This window comes from Lentzea sp. NPDC006480 (genome assembly GCF_040611995.1).
GTDB lineage: Bacteria > Actinomycetota > Actinomycetes > Mycobacteriales > Pseudonocardiaceae > Lentzea.
The window spans coordinates 17,370-31,694 of sequence record NZ_JBEXPJ010000099.1; the positions used below are offsets into that span (position 1 = coordinate 17,370).

General features: G+C 68.9%; 17 protein-coding genes. 5 read left to right on the plus strand and 12 right to left on the minus strand.

The genetic code is table 11. The features are described from left to right. Nucleotides 1-54 precede the first annotated feature (54 nt). Together ABZX92_RS30625 and thyX are read right to left on the minus strand one after the other, a co-directional pair. A complete protein-coding gene (locus ABZX92_RS30625; RefSeq protein ID WP_355566861.1) occupies nt 55-456 on the minus strand; it encodes an ACT domain-containing protein in 402 nt (133 codons plus the stop codon). A gap of 5 nt (nt 457-461) precedes the next feature. After that, complete coding sequence (thyX, locus tag ABZX92_RS30630) at nt 462-1,181, minus strand: FAD-dependent thymidylate synthase (RefSeq protein ID WP_355566900.1); 720 nt, start codon at nt 1,179-1,181, stop codon at nt 462-464. Nucleotides 1,182-1,223: 42 nt separating this feature from the next. On the opposite strand from thyX, the gene ABZX92_RS30635 reads away from it, so the two are divergent. Then, the gene (locus tag ABZX92_RS30635; RefSeq protein WP_355566863.1) at nt 1,224-1,739 is read left to right on the plus strand and encodes a toxin-antitoxin system HicB family antitoxin; all 516 of its coding nucleotides are present in this window, start codon (nt 1,224-1,226) and stop codon (nt 1,737-1,739) included. Nucleotides 1,740-1,744: 5 nt separating this feature from the next. Beyond that, a complete protein-coding gene (locus ABZX92_RS30640; RefSeq protein ID WP_355566866.1) occupies nt 1,745-2,644 on the plus strand; it encodes a DUF4097 family beta strand repeat-containing protein in 900 nt (299 codons plus the stop codon). A gap of 87 nt (nt 2,645-2,731) precedes the next feature. Here the strand turns inward: ABZX92_RS30640 and ABZX92_RS30645 are convergent, their stop codons facing one another. From ABZX92_RS30645 to ABZX92_RS30655, 3 genes are read right to left on the minus strand one after another with little or no spacing between them, the layout of a single operon-like run. Beyond that, complete coding sequence (locus tag ABZX92_RS30645; protein ID WP_355566869.1) at nt 2,732-3,226, minus strand: hypothetical protein; 495 nt, start codon at nt 3,224-3,226, stop codon at nt 2,732-2,734. Nucleotides 3,227-3,244: 18 nt separating this feature from the next. Then, nucleotides 3,245-3,853, minus strand: coding sequence for a TetR family transcriptional regulator (locus ABZX92_RS30650; protein ID WP_355566872.1), 609 nt, complete (start codon nt 3,851-3,853; stop codon nt 3,245-3,247). A 5-nt stretch (nt 3,854-3,858) separates the two neighbouring features. Continuing rightward, nucleotides 3,859-4,842, minus strand: coding sequence for an aldo/keto reductase (locus tag ABZX92_RS30655; protein WP_355566875.1), 984 nt, complete (start codon nt 4,840-4,842; stop codon nt 3,859-3,861). 130 nt (nt 4,843-4,972) lie between these two features. On the opposite strand from ABZX92_RS30655, the gene ABZX92_RS30660 reads away from it, so the two are divergent. Next, nucleotides 4,973-5,515 carry a helix-turn-helix domain-containing protein gene (locus ABZX92_RS30660; protein ID WP_355566878.1) on the plus strand — a complete coding sequence of 181 codons (543 nt, stop codon included), beginning with the start codon at nt 4,973-4,975 and terminating at the stop codon, nt 5,513-5,515. Continuing rightward, a complete protein-coding gene (locus ABZX92_RS30665; RefSeq protein ID WP_355566881.1) occupies nt 5,512-6,378 on the plus strand; it encodes an SRPBCC family protein in 867 nt (288 codons plus the stop codon). Before ABZX92_RS30660 ends, ABZX92_RS30665 begins: the two co-directional genes overlap by 4 nt. A gap of 168 nt (nt 6,379-6,546) precedes the next feature. Here ABZX92_RS30665 and ABZX92_RS30670 read toward each other — a convergent pair whose 3' ends face one another. Together ABZX92_RS30670 and ABZX92_RS30675 are read right to left on the minus strand one after the other, a co-directional pair. Beyond that, nucleotides 6,547-7,053: a hypothetical protein gene (locus ABZX92_RS30670; protein ID WP_355566884.1), complete on the minus strand. Its 507-nt coding sequence runs from the start codon at nt 7,051-7,053 to the stop codon at nt 6,547-6,549. A 21-nt stretch (nt 7,054-7,074) separates the two neighbouring features. Beyond that, nucleotides 7,075-7,617 carry a GNAT family N-acetyltransferase gene (locus ABZX92_RS30675; RefSeq protein ID WP_355566886.1) on the minus strand — a complete coding sequence of 181 codons (543 nt, stop codon included), beginning with the start codon at nt 7,615-7,617 and terminating at the stop codon, nt 7,075-7,077. Between the two features lie 70 nt (nt 7,618-7,687). Between ABZX92_RS30675 and ABZX92_RS30680 the strand changes: the two genes are divergently transcribed. Further along, nucleotides 7,688-8,893, plus strand: a complete 1,206-nt coding sequence (locus tag ABZX92_RS30680) for a crosslink repair DNA glycosylase YcaQ family protein (RefSeq protein ID WP_355566903.1) — start codon at nt 7,688-7,690, stop codon at nt 8,891-8,893. Nucleotides 8,894-9,370: 477 nt separating this feature from the next. Here the strand turns inward: ABZX92_RS30680 and ABZX92_RS30685 are convergent, their stop codons facing one another. The 5 genes from ABZX92_RS30685 to ABZX92_RS30705 all read right to left on the minus strand — a co-directional run. Continuing rightward, complete coding sequence (locus ABZX92_RS30685; RefSeq protein ID WP_355566889.1) at nt 9,371-9,808, minus strand: tetratricopeptide repeat protein; 438 nt, start codon at nt 9,806-9,808, stop codon at nt 9,371-9,373. Next, a complete protein-coding gene (dapB, locus tag ABZX92_RS30690; protein ID WP_355566892.1) occupies nt 9,805-10,542 on the minus strand; it encodes a 4-hydroxy-tetrahydrodipicolinate reductase in 738 nt (245 codons plus the stop codon). Before dapB ends, ABZX92_RS30685 begins: the two co-directional genes overlap by 4 nt. Further along, nucleotides 10,539-11,831, minus strand: coding sequence for a pitrilysin family protein (locus tag ABZX92_RS30695; protein WP_355566905.1), 1,293 nt, complete (start codon nt 11,829-11,831; stop codon nt 10,539-10,541). Before ABZX92_RS30695 ends, dapB begins: the two co-directional genes overlap by 4 nt. A 107-nt stretch (nt 11,832-11,938) precedes the next feature. After that, nucleotides 11,939-14,185, minus strand: coding sequence for a polyribonucleotide nucleotidyltransferase (locus ABZX92_RS30700; RefSeq protein ID WP_355566894.1), 2,247 nt, complete (start codon nt 14,183-14,185; stop codon nt 11,939-11,941). After that, nucleotides 14,186-14,325 (minus strand): sigma factor (locus ABZX92_RS30705; protein ID WP_355566908.1); only part of this gene is annotated, 140 nt, incomplete at its 5' end.

A 14,325-nucleotide genomic window follows, 5' to 3' on the forward strand; every position in this document is an offset into this window, starting at 1 on the left:
CTGGGACCGAGGGCGTTGACGGTACTTCAGACCGTGCAACTGGGGGATCGGTTCCTAGACTTCCGGCGCTACAACCAGTTCGTGACCTGCGGCACGCAACGCCAGCACCGCGCGACCGAGGTCCGTGTGCTTCACGAGCAGGTGGTCCGTGTCGTATGTGGACAGCGCGAACAGCGAGACGCCGGCCGCGGCCAGCTCCCCCGCCAGCGCGGCCATGATGCCGGTGAGCGTGAACTCCAGCGGGCCGCGCACGGTGAGCAGCCGCCACCCCGTCTCGGCGTTGTCGCCCGCCAGCTCGAACGACGAGGGCGCGATGATCGACATCTCGTCCGGCGTCCTGGTCACCGACACCAGCGCGTCGGCGAGGTCGAGCAGCCCCGAGGGGACCGGAGCGTCCGGCGCCAGGCGCGTGACGGTGTACTCGCCAGGCCGGACGTCCACGATGAGCCGCTTCATGGGCGTCAGCCTTCAACCACCAGAGGGCTCGAAGCAACTTCTGTGCCGTCCGGGAGTGTCGAGATGACGAAGTCGGCGAACGCGTTGGGCGCCGCCTTCGTCAGCTCGCGCAGGCACGCCACGGCCAGCTCGCGCAGTTCCACGTTGATGTGCTCGGTCGCGCGCATCGCGATGAAGTGCCGCCACGACCGGTAGTTGCCCGTCACGACGATCTCGGTGCCGGTCGCGTTGGGCAGCACGGACCGTGCGACCTCACGCGCGCGCCGCCCGTTGACGGTCTTCTCCAGGCTCTGCACCAGGTCCTCGTACGCCTTGAGGCTCGCGTCGGTGGCCGCCACGAACCGCGCGTGCAGCTCGGGGTCCTCGGCGATCAGCGACGGCTCGACGACGGCGGTCGGGTCGGTGCGCTGGGACAGCTGCGAGTACGAGAAGTGCCGGTGCCGGATCAGCTCGTGGGTGAGCGAGCGGGGCAGCTCGGTCAGGTACAGCGTCGCGCTGCCGTGCTCGAACGCGGCGAGGTGCCCGACGTCGAGCAGGTGGTGCAGGAACGTCGCGTTGGTGTTCGTCATGGGGTTCGAGCGGTCCCACGACCGGTAGCAGGCCCGGCCGGCGAACTCGACGAGCGCCGCGCCGCCGTCCGCGTCGGTCGTCCACGGCACGTCGTCCGGCGGGATGAACTCGGTCTTAGCCACCAAACGCACTCTCGGCATGACCCGAGACACTATCTGACACTTGCGCGACACCAGTCGTGACGTCATAGTGGTGTCATGGATCTGTCGCCGTACATCGCGTCACTGCGCGAGGACCTGGCGACGGCCGCCTCAGCGGGGGACGACAACACCCGTCGAACGGCCGCCGCGTTGTCCGCAGCGCTCGAGCCAGCCGCGCGACTGGCAATCATGAACGCACTGTCGGACCTGGCCGCGGAGGTCACCGCCTCCCTGGAAGGCCAGGTCGTGGAGGTTCGCCTGTCCGGCCGGGACGTCCAGGTGGTCGTCACGGGATCGGCGGAACCGGAGCCGGAGCCCGGCCCGCGCCAGGAGATGCCGAACTTTGGCGCAGGTGACGCCACTGGTGACATCAGCCGCATCACCCTGCGCATGATCAACGAGCTCAAGTCGAAGGCCGAGGCCGCCGCGGCCGCTCAGGGCGTGTCGCTGAACTCGTTCATCCAGCAGGCCGTCGGGGGCGCGGTGCACGGCAAGCACAAGCATCACGGACACAAGGGGTGGCAGGGCAACACGGGCTCCGGCTCGCGTGTCCGCGGATGGGTGCAGGGGTGACTGGGATGACCGAGGAAACCGGACCGGCAGGCGTCGTACGGCAGCAGAGCTTCGAGTTCGCGGGCATCGCCGAGATCGACATCTCGCTGCTCAGCGGCCGCGTGCAGGTGCACCTCACCGAGGATCCGGGCGTGCACGTCGAGGTGCGGCACGACCCGACCGCTGGCAACTCCTGGACCGAAGGCCTGGCCGGCGTGCTGAGCTGGGTCAGCGGCCAGTTCGGCCCGGACAAGACGAACGCTCCGGCAGGCCCGGAGGAGGCCGTCCGCGAGGCGCGCGTCGAACTGCTGGGCAACCGTTTGCGCATCGAGTCTTCGAAGGCGCTGCCGTTGCGCGCGGTGCCGCTGTCGGTCGTCGTGACGGCACCCGTGGGGTCACACGTGACGTCACGGACCGGCGCGGCTGACGTCATCGTCACGGGCGGCGCGGGCAGGCTCGACCTGAACACCGGCACGGGCAGCGTCTCGGCGGACCGCGCGATCGGCGAGGCCAAGGTCAACTCGGGCGCGGGCACGGTCCGCCTCGGCACGATGCTCTCGTCGCTGAAGGCCAAGACCGGCAGCGGCGATGTCGAGGTGTCATCGGTGGGCGGCACGTCCACGCTGATCACCGGTACGGGCGACGTGTGGCTGGGCGCGGTGCACGGCAACGTCCAGGTGCGGACCGGCAGCGGCGACCTGACCGTGGCCGACGCCGCGTCCGGGGAGATCCAGCTGGGCACCGGATCGGGCAACATCCGTGTCGGCGTCCGCCAGGGCACGCTCGCCCGCATCGACCTGGTGTCGACGTCCGGCAACGCCCGCAGCGACTTCGAGGTCTCGTCCGAGCCGCTCGGCGACGCCTCCCTCACCGTCACGGGCCGAACAGGCAGCGGCAACGCCCTGGTGACCGCCGCCACAAGCTGACCGGGGGGTCGGGTTAGGAGGCACGCGGGGCGCTTTCGTTTGGCTGGAGCACACGAAGGCGCCCCGCGTGCAGCGAGCAGCGGGCGATCAGGGCTCCTGGAATGGTTTGGAGCCGCCGGGGACGTCGTCCGGGAAGAGCGGACAGCGGATCTCGCCGGTCAGGAACTTCCTGATGAAGCTCGAGAAGTTGCCGTCGTACGACCAGCGCTGCCGCATGTCCGTGATCATCACGGTCCACTCGTCCGGCTCGCCGCGGGTGTACCAGAGGCAGTGGTCGCCGTTGACGGTCATGCCCCACGGCAGCAGGCCGGGCGAGTCCGGGTGGACGCGCAGACCGGGCTGCCGGCGCAGCGCACGCAGCATCTTGGGCGCCTGTGTCATCCAGTTCATGAACCCGGCCCGCGCGGTCGGGTGCAGGATCCGCACGTAACCGCCGACGATCAGCGGCGGATAGGCCTCCGCGAGATGCACGAAGTCGCTGGGCAACGCCGTGCCCGCACGTGCTTTGACCGCGTCCCAGTCGACTGGGTCCGGACGCCGTTCCGGCGCTCCCAGCAGATCGATCCACTCGTCAGGCGGCACCGCTCACCTCCGTGACCCTCAAGCATCGCCTGCGGCACTTGGCATTCGGTTGTACCGCAGTCCAGCGATGACCAGTGAGACGACGGCGTCGAAAGCTGTCTGAATGTGAGGATTCCCCCACTCCGCAGCGTGGGCCGGGTGGTGGAACATGTCCGTCGCGTCCCACACCGCCTGTGCCGTCCTGCGCACGTCGTCGGTCACGAACTCCTGGGTTTCCACTCCCGCCGAAATGATGCGCGCGACCTGACCCACAAGATGTTCGATGTGGTATTCGGGGATGGTGCAGCTCTCGCTCACCAGCACGCGGAACGTCGCGAAGAGCTCCGGTTCCTCGGTGTGGGAGCGCCGTTTCTTGTCGAACAGGTGCTGCAGCCAGGCCCGCAGGTTGTCTGCGGCACTCGCGTTCTCGTCGAGCACCGACTCCATCTCGACGTGGATCGCGTCGAGCCAGCGCCGCGTCACGGCCTCGCGCAACGCGGCCTTCGTGGGGAAGTGGCGGTAGACGCTGCCGTGGCTGACCCCGAGCGCCTTGGCGACGTCGACCACCGTCGCCTTGGCGGGCCCGTACCTGCGCAGCACCTCTTCGGTCGCCGCGAGGATCGCCTCCCCGGTCAACGCCTCCGCCACGTCACTCACCTCTCGCTGTCCAGCATGGCCATCTGCTCCGCGGCGTACCGCGTGCCCGCAGCGGCCCCGGCAGGAACAACGGCCTCGATCTCCTGCAGTTCCCGGTCGGTGAACGTCACGTCGACGGCACCGATGGCCTCGTTCAGCCTCGCACGCTTGGTCGTGCCGACGAGAGGCACCACGTCCTCACCGCGTGCCGCGACCCAGGCGATCGCGAGCTGCGCGACGGTGACGCCCTTGTTCTCCGCGATCTCGTTGAGCTTCTCGACCAGCGCGAGGTTGTGGGTCAGGTTGTCACCCTGGAACCGGGGCGTGTGGCCGCGGTAGTCACCGTCACCGATGGCGGGCGGCGTTGCCGAGATCAGGCCGCGCGACAGCACCCCGTACGCCGTGATGCTGATGCCGAGCTCACGAGTGGTCCGCAGGATCTCCCGCTCGACTCCGCGATCCAGGATCGAGTACTCGATCTGCAGGTCGGCGATCGGGTGGACGGCGTGAGCCCTGCGGATGGTCTCCGCGCCGACCTCGGACAGGCCGATGTGGCGGACCGTGCCCTTCTCGATCTGCTCGGCGATGGCGCCGATGGTGTCCTCGATCGGCACGGACGGGTCGAGCCGTGCCGGCCGGTAGATGTCGACGTGGTCGGTACCGAGCCGCTCCAACGAGTAGGCCAGGAAGTTGGCGACCGCGATCGGGCGGCTGTCGAACCCGAGGAACGCGCCGGAGTGGTCGCGCATCCCGCCGAACTTCACGCTGAGCTGCACCTCGTCGCGGCGTCCCCTGATCGCCTCGCTGATGAGCATCTCGTTGTGGCCCATGCCGTAGAAGTCACCGGTGTCGAGCAACGTGACGCCCGCGTCCATCGCCGCGTGGATGGTCGCGATGCTCTCGTCGCGGTCGGCCGGACCGTAGGCGTTGGACATGCCCATGCAGCCCAGACCGATGGCGGACACGACCGGGCCGGTGGCTCCGAGCTGACGCTTCTGCATTGCCGAACTCCTTCTGTCTCTTCGGTGAGATCCAGCCTGCCCGATGGACTGACAGATTTCAATATATGTCAGCCCATAGTTGTCCGCGTGATTGACAAAATTGTTTTGAACGTTCAAAGTTGTTTTTGCGATGAGAGACGTGATCTATCTGGACCGGATGGAGCAGGCCGAGACCCTGCTCAAGCCGCAGCGCGTGGAGGTGCTGCGGCAGCTCGCCGCGCCGCGCTCGTGCACCGAGGTCGCCGAGGTGCTCGACCAGACGCCGCAACGCGTGCACTACCACGTGAAACAGCTGGTCAAGGCCGGTCTGGCCACCCAGGTCGCGGAACGGAAGGTGCGTGGCGTCCAGGAAGGCCTCTACCAGGCCGTGGCGCGCTCGTACTGGCTGTCGCCGCGGCTGGTCGGCCGGCTCGGGTCGCGCGACGAGCTGGCGCTGGGCCACCTCGTCGACCTCGCCGAGCAGATCCAGGTCGACGTCGCCGCGCTGGACCGGGACTCCGAACTGCCGTCTGTGGGCGTGTCCGGCGAGATCCACGTTCGGCCCGAAGACCGCGCGCAGTTCCTGAGCGAGCTGCAGACGACGTTGCAGGACCTCTTCACCCGATACGGCGGCGCGGAAGGGGATGCGTTCCGCATCGCGCTCGCCTGCTATCCCAAGGGAGAAAACCGATGAGCACAGGAACTGTCCGCGTCCGCACCTCCGCGCCCGCCGCGAGGGTCCACCAGGCCCTCACCACCGCGGACGACCTGCGGGTGTGGCTGGCCGAGCACGCGCACGTGGACCTGGAGGGCGGTCAGTACGAGTTCTGGGGGCGCTACACACCCGACGGCGAACGCGGCCGGCAGAAGCTGCTGGGCTCCGACGACACGTCAGTGCGCTTCACGTGGTTCCTCTACGGCACCGAGTACACGGTCGAACTCGGCGTGGAGCAGCGTGACGGCGAGACGCTGGTCGCGATGACGCAGTCGCCGTACCCGACGTGGGGCCAGGGCGACGACGAGTCGGAGGTCCTCCAGACGTTCTGGCCGCTGGTGCTGGGCAACCTGGTCGAGCACGTCGAAGGCCGGCCGGTGCTGGGGTTCGCCGACTTCACGACGCCCGAGCAGCGGTTCGAGTTCGACATCGCGACGACGCCGGCGGCGATCATCAACGCGCTGACCGACCCGGACGTGTTCGCGCGGTGGTTCGGGGCGCGCATGGAGATCGAGCCGCACGTCGGCGGCCGGTGGGCGATGGGGAGCCTCGACGACAACCCGCACCCGGCGAAGATCATCGCGCTCGACGAGGGGCACTTCGCACTGGACTTCCAGGAGGGCATGGTCACGTCCTGGGAGCTGAAGGGCTCGGAGGGCAAGACGCACCTGACGTTCGTGCAGAGCGGGTTCGACCCGGCCACCCCGCCCTGGGGTCCGTGGCTGGGCTGGCTCAGCGGGTTCGCGGATCTCAAGCGGATGCTGGAGCTGCCGAACTGGCGGCCGATGTGGCACTCGTACGAGCTTCCCGGACTGCCCGAAGGTGTTCTCGTACTTGAATGATCGGGCGTGAAACAGGCGGATGAGAGCCAGATCATTCGGCTCTCACCCGTTTGCGCCTGGCTTTCATCGGCGAAGGCTCGATAACTTCGGACACGTGCTTGATTCAGCCCGGGTCACGGTCGCCGCGCTCCTGATCGCCTTCTCCGTGACGGCGTCGATCTTCTTCAGCTAGAACCAGGCCATGACCATGGCCGGTGAAGCCGCGAGGAAGCTGAACCTCGCGAAGCGGCCCACCAGACCGGTCGCCACGAACATCACCGTGGACATGCCCGCGAGCCCGGCCAGGACGCTCGTCGCCATGAACGGCGGGACGCCCACCAGCGCGCTGACCGCGTGCGTGCCCGCCATCCAGTTCGGGTGCGCCTTGCACTTCACGTGAATCCAGTCGCCCCACCGGTGCATCCGGGTGCCCGGCCCGAACCAGCGGTCGAGCTTGGACGGCTTGGTCTTTTCCTTGCGGTGCAACCAGTTGGGCAGCTTGATGTCGCCTCGTGCCGCGTAGAAGTACAGCAGCTTGCCGAGCACCTGGGCCACCGCCACCACGAGGCCGACGAGCCAGCACGAGACACCGGGCCACCGCGCGCCGACACCCACCACCCAGGCTTCAACGCTGATGAAGGGGATGAGTGCCGAGCCGAGCGCGACCCCGAAGGTGAGGCCAACCAAGCCGAACACCTGGCCGAGGCTACACAGTTCTCAGGAGTCGAGTCGGACCGCCAGCGGGCCGGACATCCGGACTTCGCGCAATGGACGCCCGCCTGCGTCCAATGTGCGTACCGTGCCGTCACCCGACCAGCCGAGCCGTTCGTAGAAGTTCCGCGACGCCTGGTCGGCTTCCGGCACCCACGCGATGCCTCTGGTCGCACCTGCTTCGCTCAGGCGTTTCGTTGCTTCTGCCACGAGCCGGGTGCCGTGCCCCCGTCGCCCCCACCGCGGTTCCACGAGAACGCTGATGAGCGCGGTGGTGTCGGCGTCTTCCGGCAACGACCCGTCCGCTTTGGCCACTTCGTCGTCGGGAGCTTTGCTCGCCACGGCGAAACCGACGATCCACTCGCCTTCGACGGCTTTGAGGACCGCTCCCTGCTGGACAGCACCTGACCACGCCTCTTCGGTGTCCAGCGTGTCCAGCACCTCCTGCGGCAGGAGCTGGGCGTAGGCGAGCCGCCACGTCTCCCGGTGGATGCGGATGATCTCCGCGAGATCGGCAGGGGTGGCGAGGTGCACGCCGGCGTCGGCCATAACCGCACCTTATCGATGGGGTGTCCGAGAATTGTCAGGGGTGCGTGGCAACATCGGCGACGTGCAGAGGATGAGTGCGGACGTGGCCCGTCGAATCGCCCTGGGTGCCCAGGGCTTCACCGACCTCCGTCCCGCCGCGGCCACGCGCAGGCACCTGCAGCGGGTGCTGTCGCGCGTGCAGCTGCTGCAGATCGACTCGGTGAACGTGGCCGTGCGCGCCCACTACATGCCGCTGTTCTCGCGCCTGGGTGCCTACGAGCCCTCCCTGCTGGACGAGGCGGCGTGGACGCACTCCGCCCGCAAGCCCCGCATGCTCGTCGAGACCTGGGCGCACGAGGCCTCCCTGGTGCCGGTGGGCGACTGGCCGCTGTTCCACTCCGGCGCGAAGAAGCGCGGCTGGTGGCAGAACTACCAGACGATCCTCGAACGCTCACCGCAGCTGGTCGACGAGGTCCTGGCCGCGGTGAAAGACCTGGGCCCGATCGGCGCCGGCGCACTGGAGAAGGCTCTGGTCGGCGACTCGGGCCGGTCGAAGGGCCCGTGGTGGGACTGGTCCGAGGTCAAGCGCGTGTGCGAGGTCCTGTTCGGCGTGGGCGTGCTGACCACGGGCACACGCCGCAGCTTCGAGCGGCTGTACGACCTGACCGAGCGCGTCATCCCGTCCGACGTGCTGGCCCAGAAGTGGACGCCGGAGTCCGGCGCCCGCGAGCTCGTGTCGCGCTCGGCCGTGGCCCTGGGCGTGGCCACCGAGCCCGACCTGCGCGACTACTACCGCCTCGACCCGCGCCGCTCGCAGGCCGCCGTCGCGTCGCTGGTGGAGGACGGCGTGCTGGAGCCGGTGACGGTCGACGGCTGGCGCGGCATCGCCTACCGCCACGTCGACGCCAAAGCGCCGCGCCGGGTGGCCGGCCGTGCGTTGCTCTGCCCGTTCGACCCGCTGATCTGGGAACGGGCCCGCACCGAGCGGATCTTCGGCTTCCGCTACCGCATCGAGATCTACGTGCCGGAGCCGCGCCGGGTGCACGGCTACTACGTGTTCCCGTTCCTGCTGGACGGCGAACTGGTCGGCCGCGTGGACATCAAGGCCGACCGGGCCGCCGGGGTGCTGCGGGTGCAGTCGGCGTGGGCGGAGGAGGGCGTCGACCGGCCGCGAGTCGCAGCTGAGCTGGCCGGCGAGCTGAAGCACATGGCCGAGTGGCTCGGGCTGGAGGAGGTTCTGGTGGTGCAGAAGGGAGATCTGGCGGCCGAACTGATCGCCGCCGTCGTCCGCGACTGAGCCGAGGCGGCGGTTGGTCGAGGCCGGCCGCCACAGTCCTCACGGGCGTTGCGCTACGTCCGCCGCCACAGCCCTCATCGGTGCTGCGTGACATCCACCGTGTCGGCGGACCGCACAACCCCGGACCGCACAACCCCGGACCGCTCCCCCGCGCGCTTCCTCGTACGCGAGGGATTGGTAACAACGTTTCAGGACATTGTTCACCCGACCGGGCGACCTGCGCCGACCCTGGGCAGCGGCCCTGAGGCGGCGGGGCCTGAGGCGGCGGGTCTGACGCGGCGGGCTGCAGCGGTCGAACATTCGCCCCGCACCACCGCCACCCCTCACTCGACCATGGCAGGCAGAGCCGCGTGGCGTTCGACCGCATGGGACGGCCCGAGGAGATCGTCGCGGCCGCACTGTCCTCGCGACGAGCCAGTCGAGCTTCGCCACCGGCAGCGAACTGTTCGCCGACGGCGGTGAAGGCCAGATCCTGATCTAGGAGTGCAGCTCGATGGCCTTGCGCATCGTCTCGCGCGCCCGGCCGCGGTCGCCCGCGATGTCGTAGGCGAAGGCGAGCCGGAACCACGCCCGCCAGTCCTCTGGCGAGGCCTCGACCTCGGCCCGGCGCTCCTCGAACCACTCGTCGGCCGCGTCCCGGTCAACCCGGCCGGACGGCCGGCGCGGCAGGTGCGAGACGTCCGGCAGGAGGCCGTCCGCGTCGAGCTCGCGGGCCATCTTCTCGGTCTCCCAGCCAAAACGCAGGTTGGAGTACACGAGCCACACGCCCAGCAGCGGCAGGATCAGCACGCCGACGCCGAGCAGGATGCCGACCAGCTCACCGGTCTGCAGCAGAGCCACTGCACGACCGGTGAGCAGGACGAAGTAGACGGCGAGGGCCGCGATCAGCACCCCGACGGTGATCCGGACCTTCACAGGTCGAGGTACTTGTCGAGACCGACGGCCAACCCGGGACGACCGACGATCTCCCGCACGCCCAGCACGACACCGGGCATGAACGAGGTGCGGTGCAGCGAGTCCTGACGAATCGTCAAAGTCTCGCTCTCGCCACCGAACACGACCTCCTGGTGCGCGATCATCCCGGAGATCCGCAGCGAGTGGACGCGCACACCGTCGACGACGGCGCCGCGCGCGCCCGGCTCCTCCTGCGTGGTGGCGTCGGGCATCGGGTCCATGCCCTCGCGGGCCGCCGCGATCAGCCGAGCCGTGTGCGCCGCCGTGCCCGAAGGCGCGTCGGCCTTGCGCGGGTGGTGCAGCTCGATGATCTCGGCCGACTCGTAGTAGCGGGCGGCGATCTCCGAGAAGCGCATCAGCAGCACGGCGCCGATGCCGAAGTTCGGCGCCACGAGCACACCGACCTCGGGCTTGTCCGACAGCAACGCCTCAACCGCGGCGAGCTTCTCGTTGTCGAACCCGGAAGTGCCTACGACGCAATGGATTCCGTTGGCGATGCAGAACTCCAGGTTCCCCATCACCACGTCGGGGTGCGTGAAGTCGACGACGACCTGCGCACCCGAGTCCACGAGCGAGGACAACGGGTCGTCGGCGTCGATCGCCGCCACGACCTCCATGTCCTTCGCGGCCTCGACCGCGCGGACCACCTCGGAACCCATGCGGCCCCGCGCGCCGAGAACTCCGACGCGAATCATGCAATCACCTCGTGTACCTGGTCCGGGAGATCGTCGGCGTGATCGTAAGGCCCGACCACGGCCGCGGCGACGGGCCTGCGCAGCAGCTCACGTGCGAGCAACGCCACTTCCTCCGCGGAAACGGCATCGATGCGCGCCAGCGTGTCCTCCACGCTCAGGTGGTCGCCGTAGTTCAGTTCGGACTTGCCGATGCGCGACATCCGGGAACTGGTGTCCTCCAGGCCCAGCACGAGCGCACCGCGCAGCTGTCCCTTGCCGCGCGCCACTTCCGCGTCGGAGAGCCCACCACGAGCCACGTCGACGAGCACCTCGCGGATCACGCCGGCGGTCTCCCCCAGGCGGTCCGGCTGACAGCCCGCGTAGACGGCGAACGTGCCGGTGTCCGCGTACAGGCCGACGGACGAGTACACCTGGTACGCGAGGCCACGTCGTTCGCGGACTTCCTGGAACAGCCGGGAGCTCATGCCGCCACCGATGGCCGCGTTCAGCACGTTCAACGCGAACCGGCGCTCGTCGTGGCGGTCCAGGCCGCGCATGCCGAGCATCATGTGCGCCTGCTCGGTGTCGTCGGTGTGCAGCACCAGCTTGCGGGCGTCGGCGATGCGCGCCCGGCCCGCACGAGGTGCGACCGCGCTGCCCTCCCGCGACAGCCGATCACCGATCGCCTTGCGCACCAGCCGCATCACGTGTGCGTGCTCGATGTTGCCCGCGACGGAGAACACCATGCGCGGCAACGTGTAGCGCTTCCGGTAGAACGAGTAGAGGTTGTCCCTCTGCATGTCCTGAATGGACTTCTCGGTGCCGAGAACAGGGCGCCCCAACGCATGTCCGCCGAACAACGCCTCGATGAACGCGTCGTGCAGCAGGTCCTCGGGGTCGTCGTCGCGCATCGCGATCTCTTCGAGCACGACACCGCGTTCGGTCTCGAAGTCCCGCGGGCCGCACACAGCTTCGAACACCACGTCGGAGACCAGATCCACCGCGAGCGGCAGGTCCTCGTCCAGCACGTGCGCGTAGTAGCAGGTGTGCTCCTTGGCGGTGAACGCGTTCAGCTCGCCACCGACCGCGTCGATCTCCTCGGCGATGGCCGCGGCCGAGCGACGCGACGTTCCCTTGAACAGCAGGTGTTCCAGGTAGTGCGCGGCACCCGCCACCTCGGGCCGTTCGTCACGGGACCCGACCTGCACCCACAGCCCGACCGACGCGGACCGCACGCTCGGGATGCGCTCGGTGATGACCCGCAGACCCGAGGGCAGCATGCTGCGCCGGACCTCGATCCCCGCGGACATCTCCAGCACCCGTGTGCTGCCCGGCTTCTGGAGGTGCCCCAACGTGTGAGTACGCGGACGGCCGCGGGTGGATGCACCCGCGGCCGTCACGTTGTTGTCTGTCGCACTCACTGCGCGGGAGCCGCCTCAGCAGCAGCTTCCTCGACAGCGGGCGCCTCGTCGGACGCGGGCGCCTCGGCGGCGTCCTCGTTCACGACCACCAGGCTGATCTTGCCGCGCTGGTCGATGTCGGCGATCTCGACGCGGAGCTTGTCACCGACCTTGACGACGTCCTCCACCTTCGCGATGCGCTTGCCGTTGCCCAGCTTCGAGATGTGGACGAGGCCGTCCTTGCCGGGCAGCAGCGAGACGAACGCGCCGAACGCGGCCGTCTTCACCACGGTGCCCAGGAAGCGCTCGCCGACCTTCGGCAGCTGCGGGTTCGCGATCGCGTTGATCATGCCGATCGCGGCCTCGGCCGAGGGGCCGTCCGCCGCACCGACGTAGATCGTGCCGTCGTCCTCGATGGAGATGTCGGCACCGGTCTGCTCGGTGATCGAGTTGATCATCTTGCCCTTCGGGCCGATGACCTCGCCGATCTTGTCGGTCGGGATCTTGACCGACGTCACGCGCGGCGCGAAGGCGCTCATCTCGTCCGGGTCGGAGATGGCCTCGGCCATGACCTCCAGGATGGTGTAGCGCGCGTCGCGGGCCTGGCCCAGCGCCCCCGCCAGCACCTCGGACGGGATGCCGTCGAGCTTCGTGTCGAGCTGCAGCGCCGTCACGAACTCCTTGGTGCCCGCGACCTTGAAGTCCATGTCGCCGAACGCGTCCTCGGCACCGAGGATGTCGGTCAGCGCCACGTACTCGGTCTTGCCGTCGACCTCGTCGGAGACGAGACCCATCGCGATGCCGGAGACCGGCGCCTTCAGCGGGACACCCGCGTTGAGCAGCGACAGGGTCGAGGCGCAGACGGAGCCCATCGACGTCGAGCCGTTGGAGCTCAGCGCCTCGGACACCTGGCGGATCGCGTACGGGAACTCGTCGCGCTTGGGCAGCACGGGCATGATCGCCCGCTCGGCCAGCGCGCCGTGGCCGATCTCGCGGCGCTTCGGCGAACCCACGCGGCCGGTCTCACCGGTCGAGTAGGGCGGGAAGTTGTAGTGGTGCAGGTAGCGCTTGTGCGTCTCGGGAGACAGCGAGTCGATCTGCTGCTCCATCCGCAGCATGTTCAGCGTGGTGACACCCAGGATCTGGGTCTCGCCGCGCTCGAACAGCGCCGAACCGTGCGTCCTCGGGATGATCGCGACCTCGGCACCCAGGTCGCGGATGTCGGTGAGGCCGCGGCCGTCGATGCGGACCTTGTCGCGCAGGATCCGCTGGCGCACGAGCTTCTTGGTCAGCGAGCGGAACGCCGCGCCGATCTCCTTCTCGCGACCCTCGAACTGCTCGGCCAGCTTGTCCAGCGTGGCGGCCTTGATCTCGTCCAGCTTGGACTCGCGCTCGGCCTTGCCCGCGATGGTCAGCGCCTGCGCGAGCTCGCCCGTGGCGGACGACTCGACGGCCTCGAACGCGTCGGCCTGGTAGGCCGGGAACGTCGGGTACTCACCGGTCTCCTTGGCGGCGACCTGGGCGAGCTGCGCCTGGGCCTCGCAGAGGACCTTGATGAACGGCTTGGCGGCCTCGAGACCGGCCGCGACGACCTCCTCGGTGGGGGCGACGGCGCCCTCGCCGATCAGGTCGATCACGTTCTCGGTGGCCTCGGCCTCGACCATCATGATCGCGACGTCGCCGGAGTCGACCACACGACCCGCGACGACCATGTCGAACACGGCCTTCTCGAGCTGCTCGTGCGTCGGGAACGCCACCCACTGGCCCTCGATGAGCGCCACGCGGACGCCACCGATCGGGCCGGAGAACGGCAGGCCGGCGAGCTGCGTGGACGCGGACGCGGCGTTGATCGCCACGACGTCGTACAGGTCGCCCGGGTTCAGGCTCATCACCGTGATGACGACCTGGATCTCGTTGCGCAGACCGTCCACGAAGGACGGGCGCAGCGGCCGGTCGATCAGGCGGCAGGTGAGGATGGCGTCCGTGCTCGGACGGCCCTCACGCCGGAAGAACGAGCCGGGGATGCGGCCCGCCGCGTACATGCGCTCCTCGACGTCCACCGTGAGGGGGAAGAAGTCGAAGTGGTCCTTGGGGTGCTTCGACGCCGTCGTGGCGCTCAGCAGCATCGTTTCGTCGTCCAGGTACGCGACCACGCTTCCGGCGGCCTGACGCGCGAGGCGCCCGGTCTCGAAGCGGATCGTGCGCGAGCCGAACTTGCCGTTGTCGATAACGGCAGTCGCCTCGTGGACCTCGATGTCCGTCATTTACTTGTTGCTCCTCGTCTTTTGTGTTCCTCCTGGTTGAGCGCGGAAGCTGGAGTACGCCTTCCACGCGCGCACGAGCGTTTCCTGCACGGCGTCCTCGGCCTCGAAGCCGGACCCGAGCATGCGGTAGCAGTAGCCGG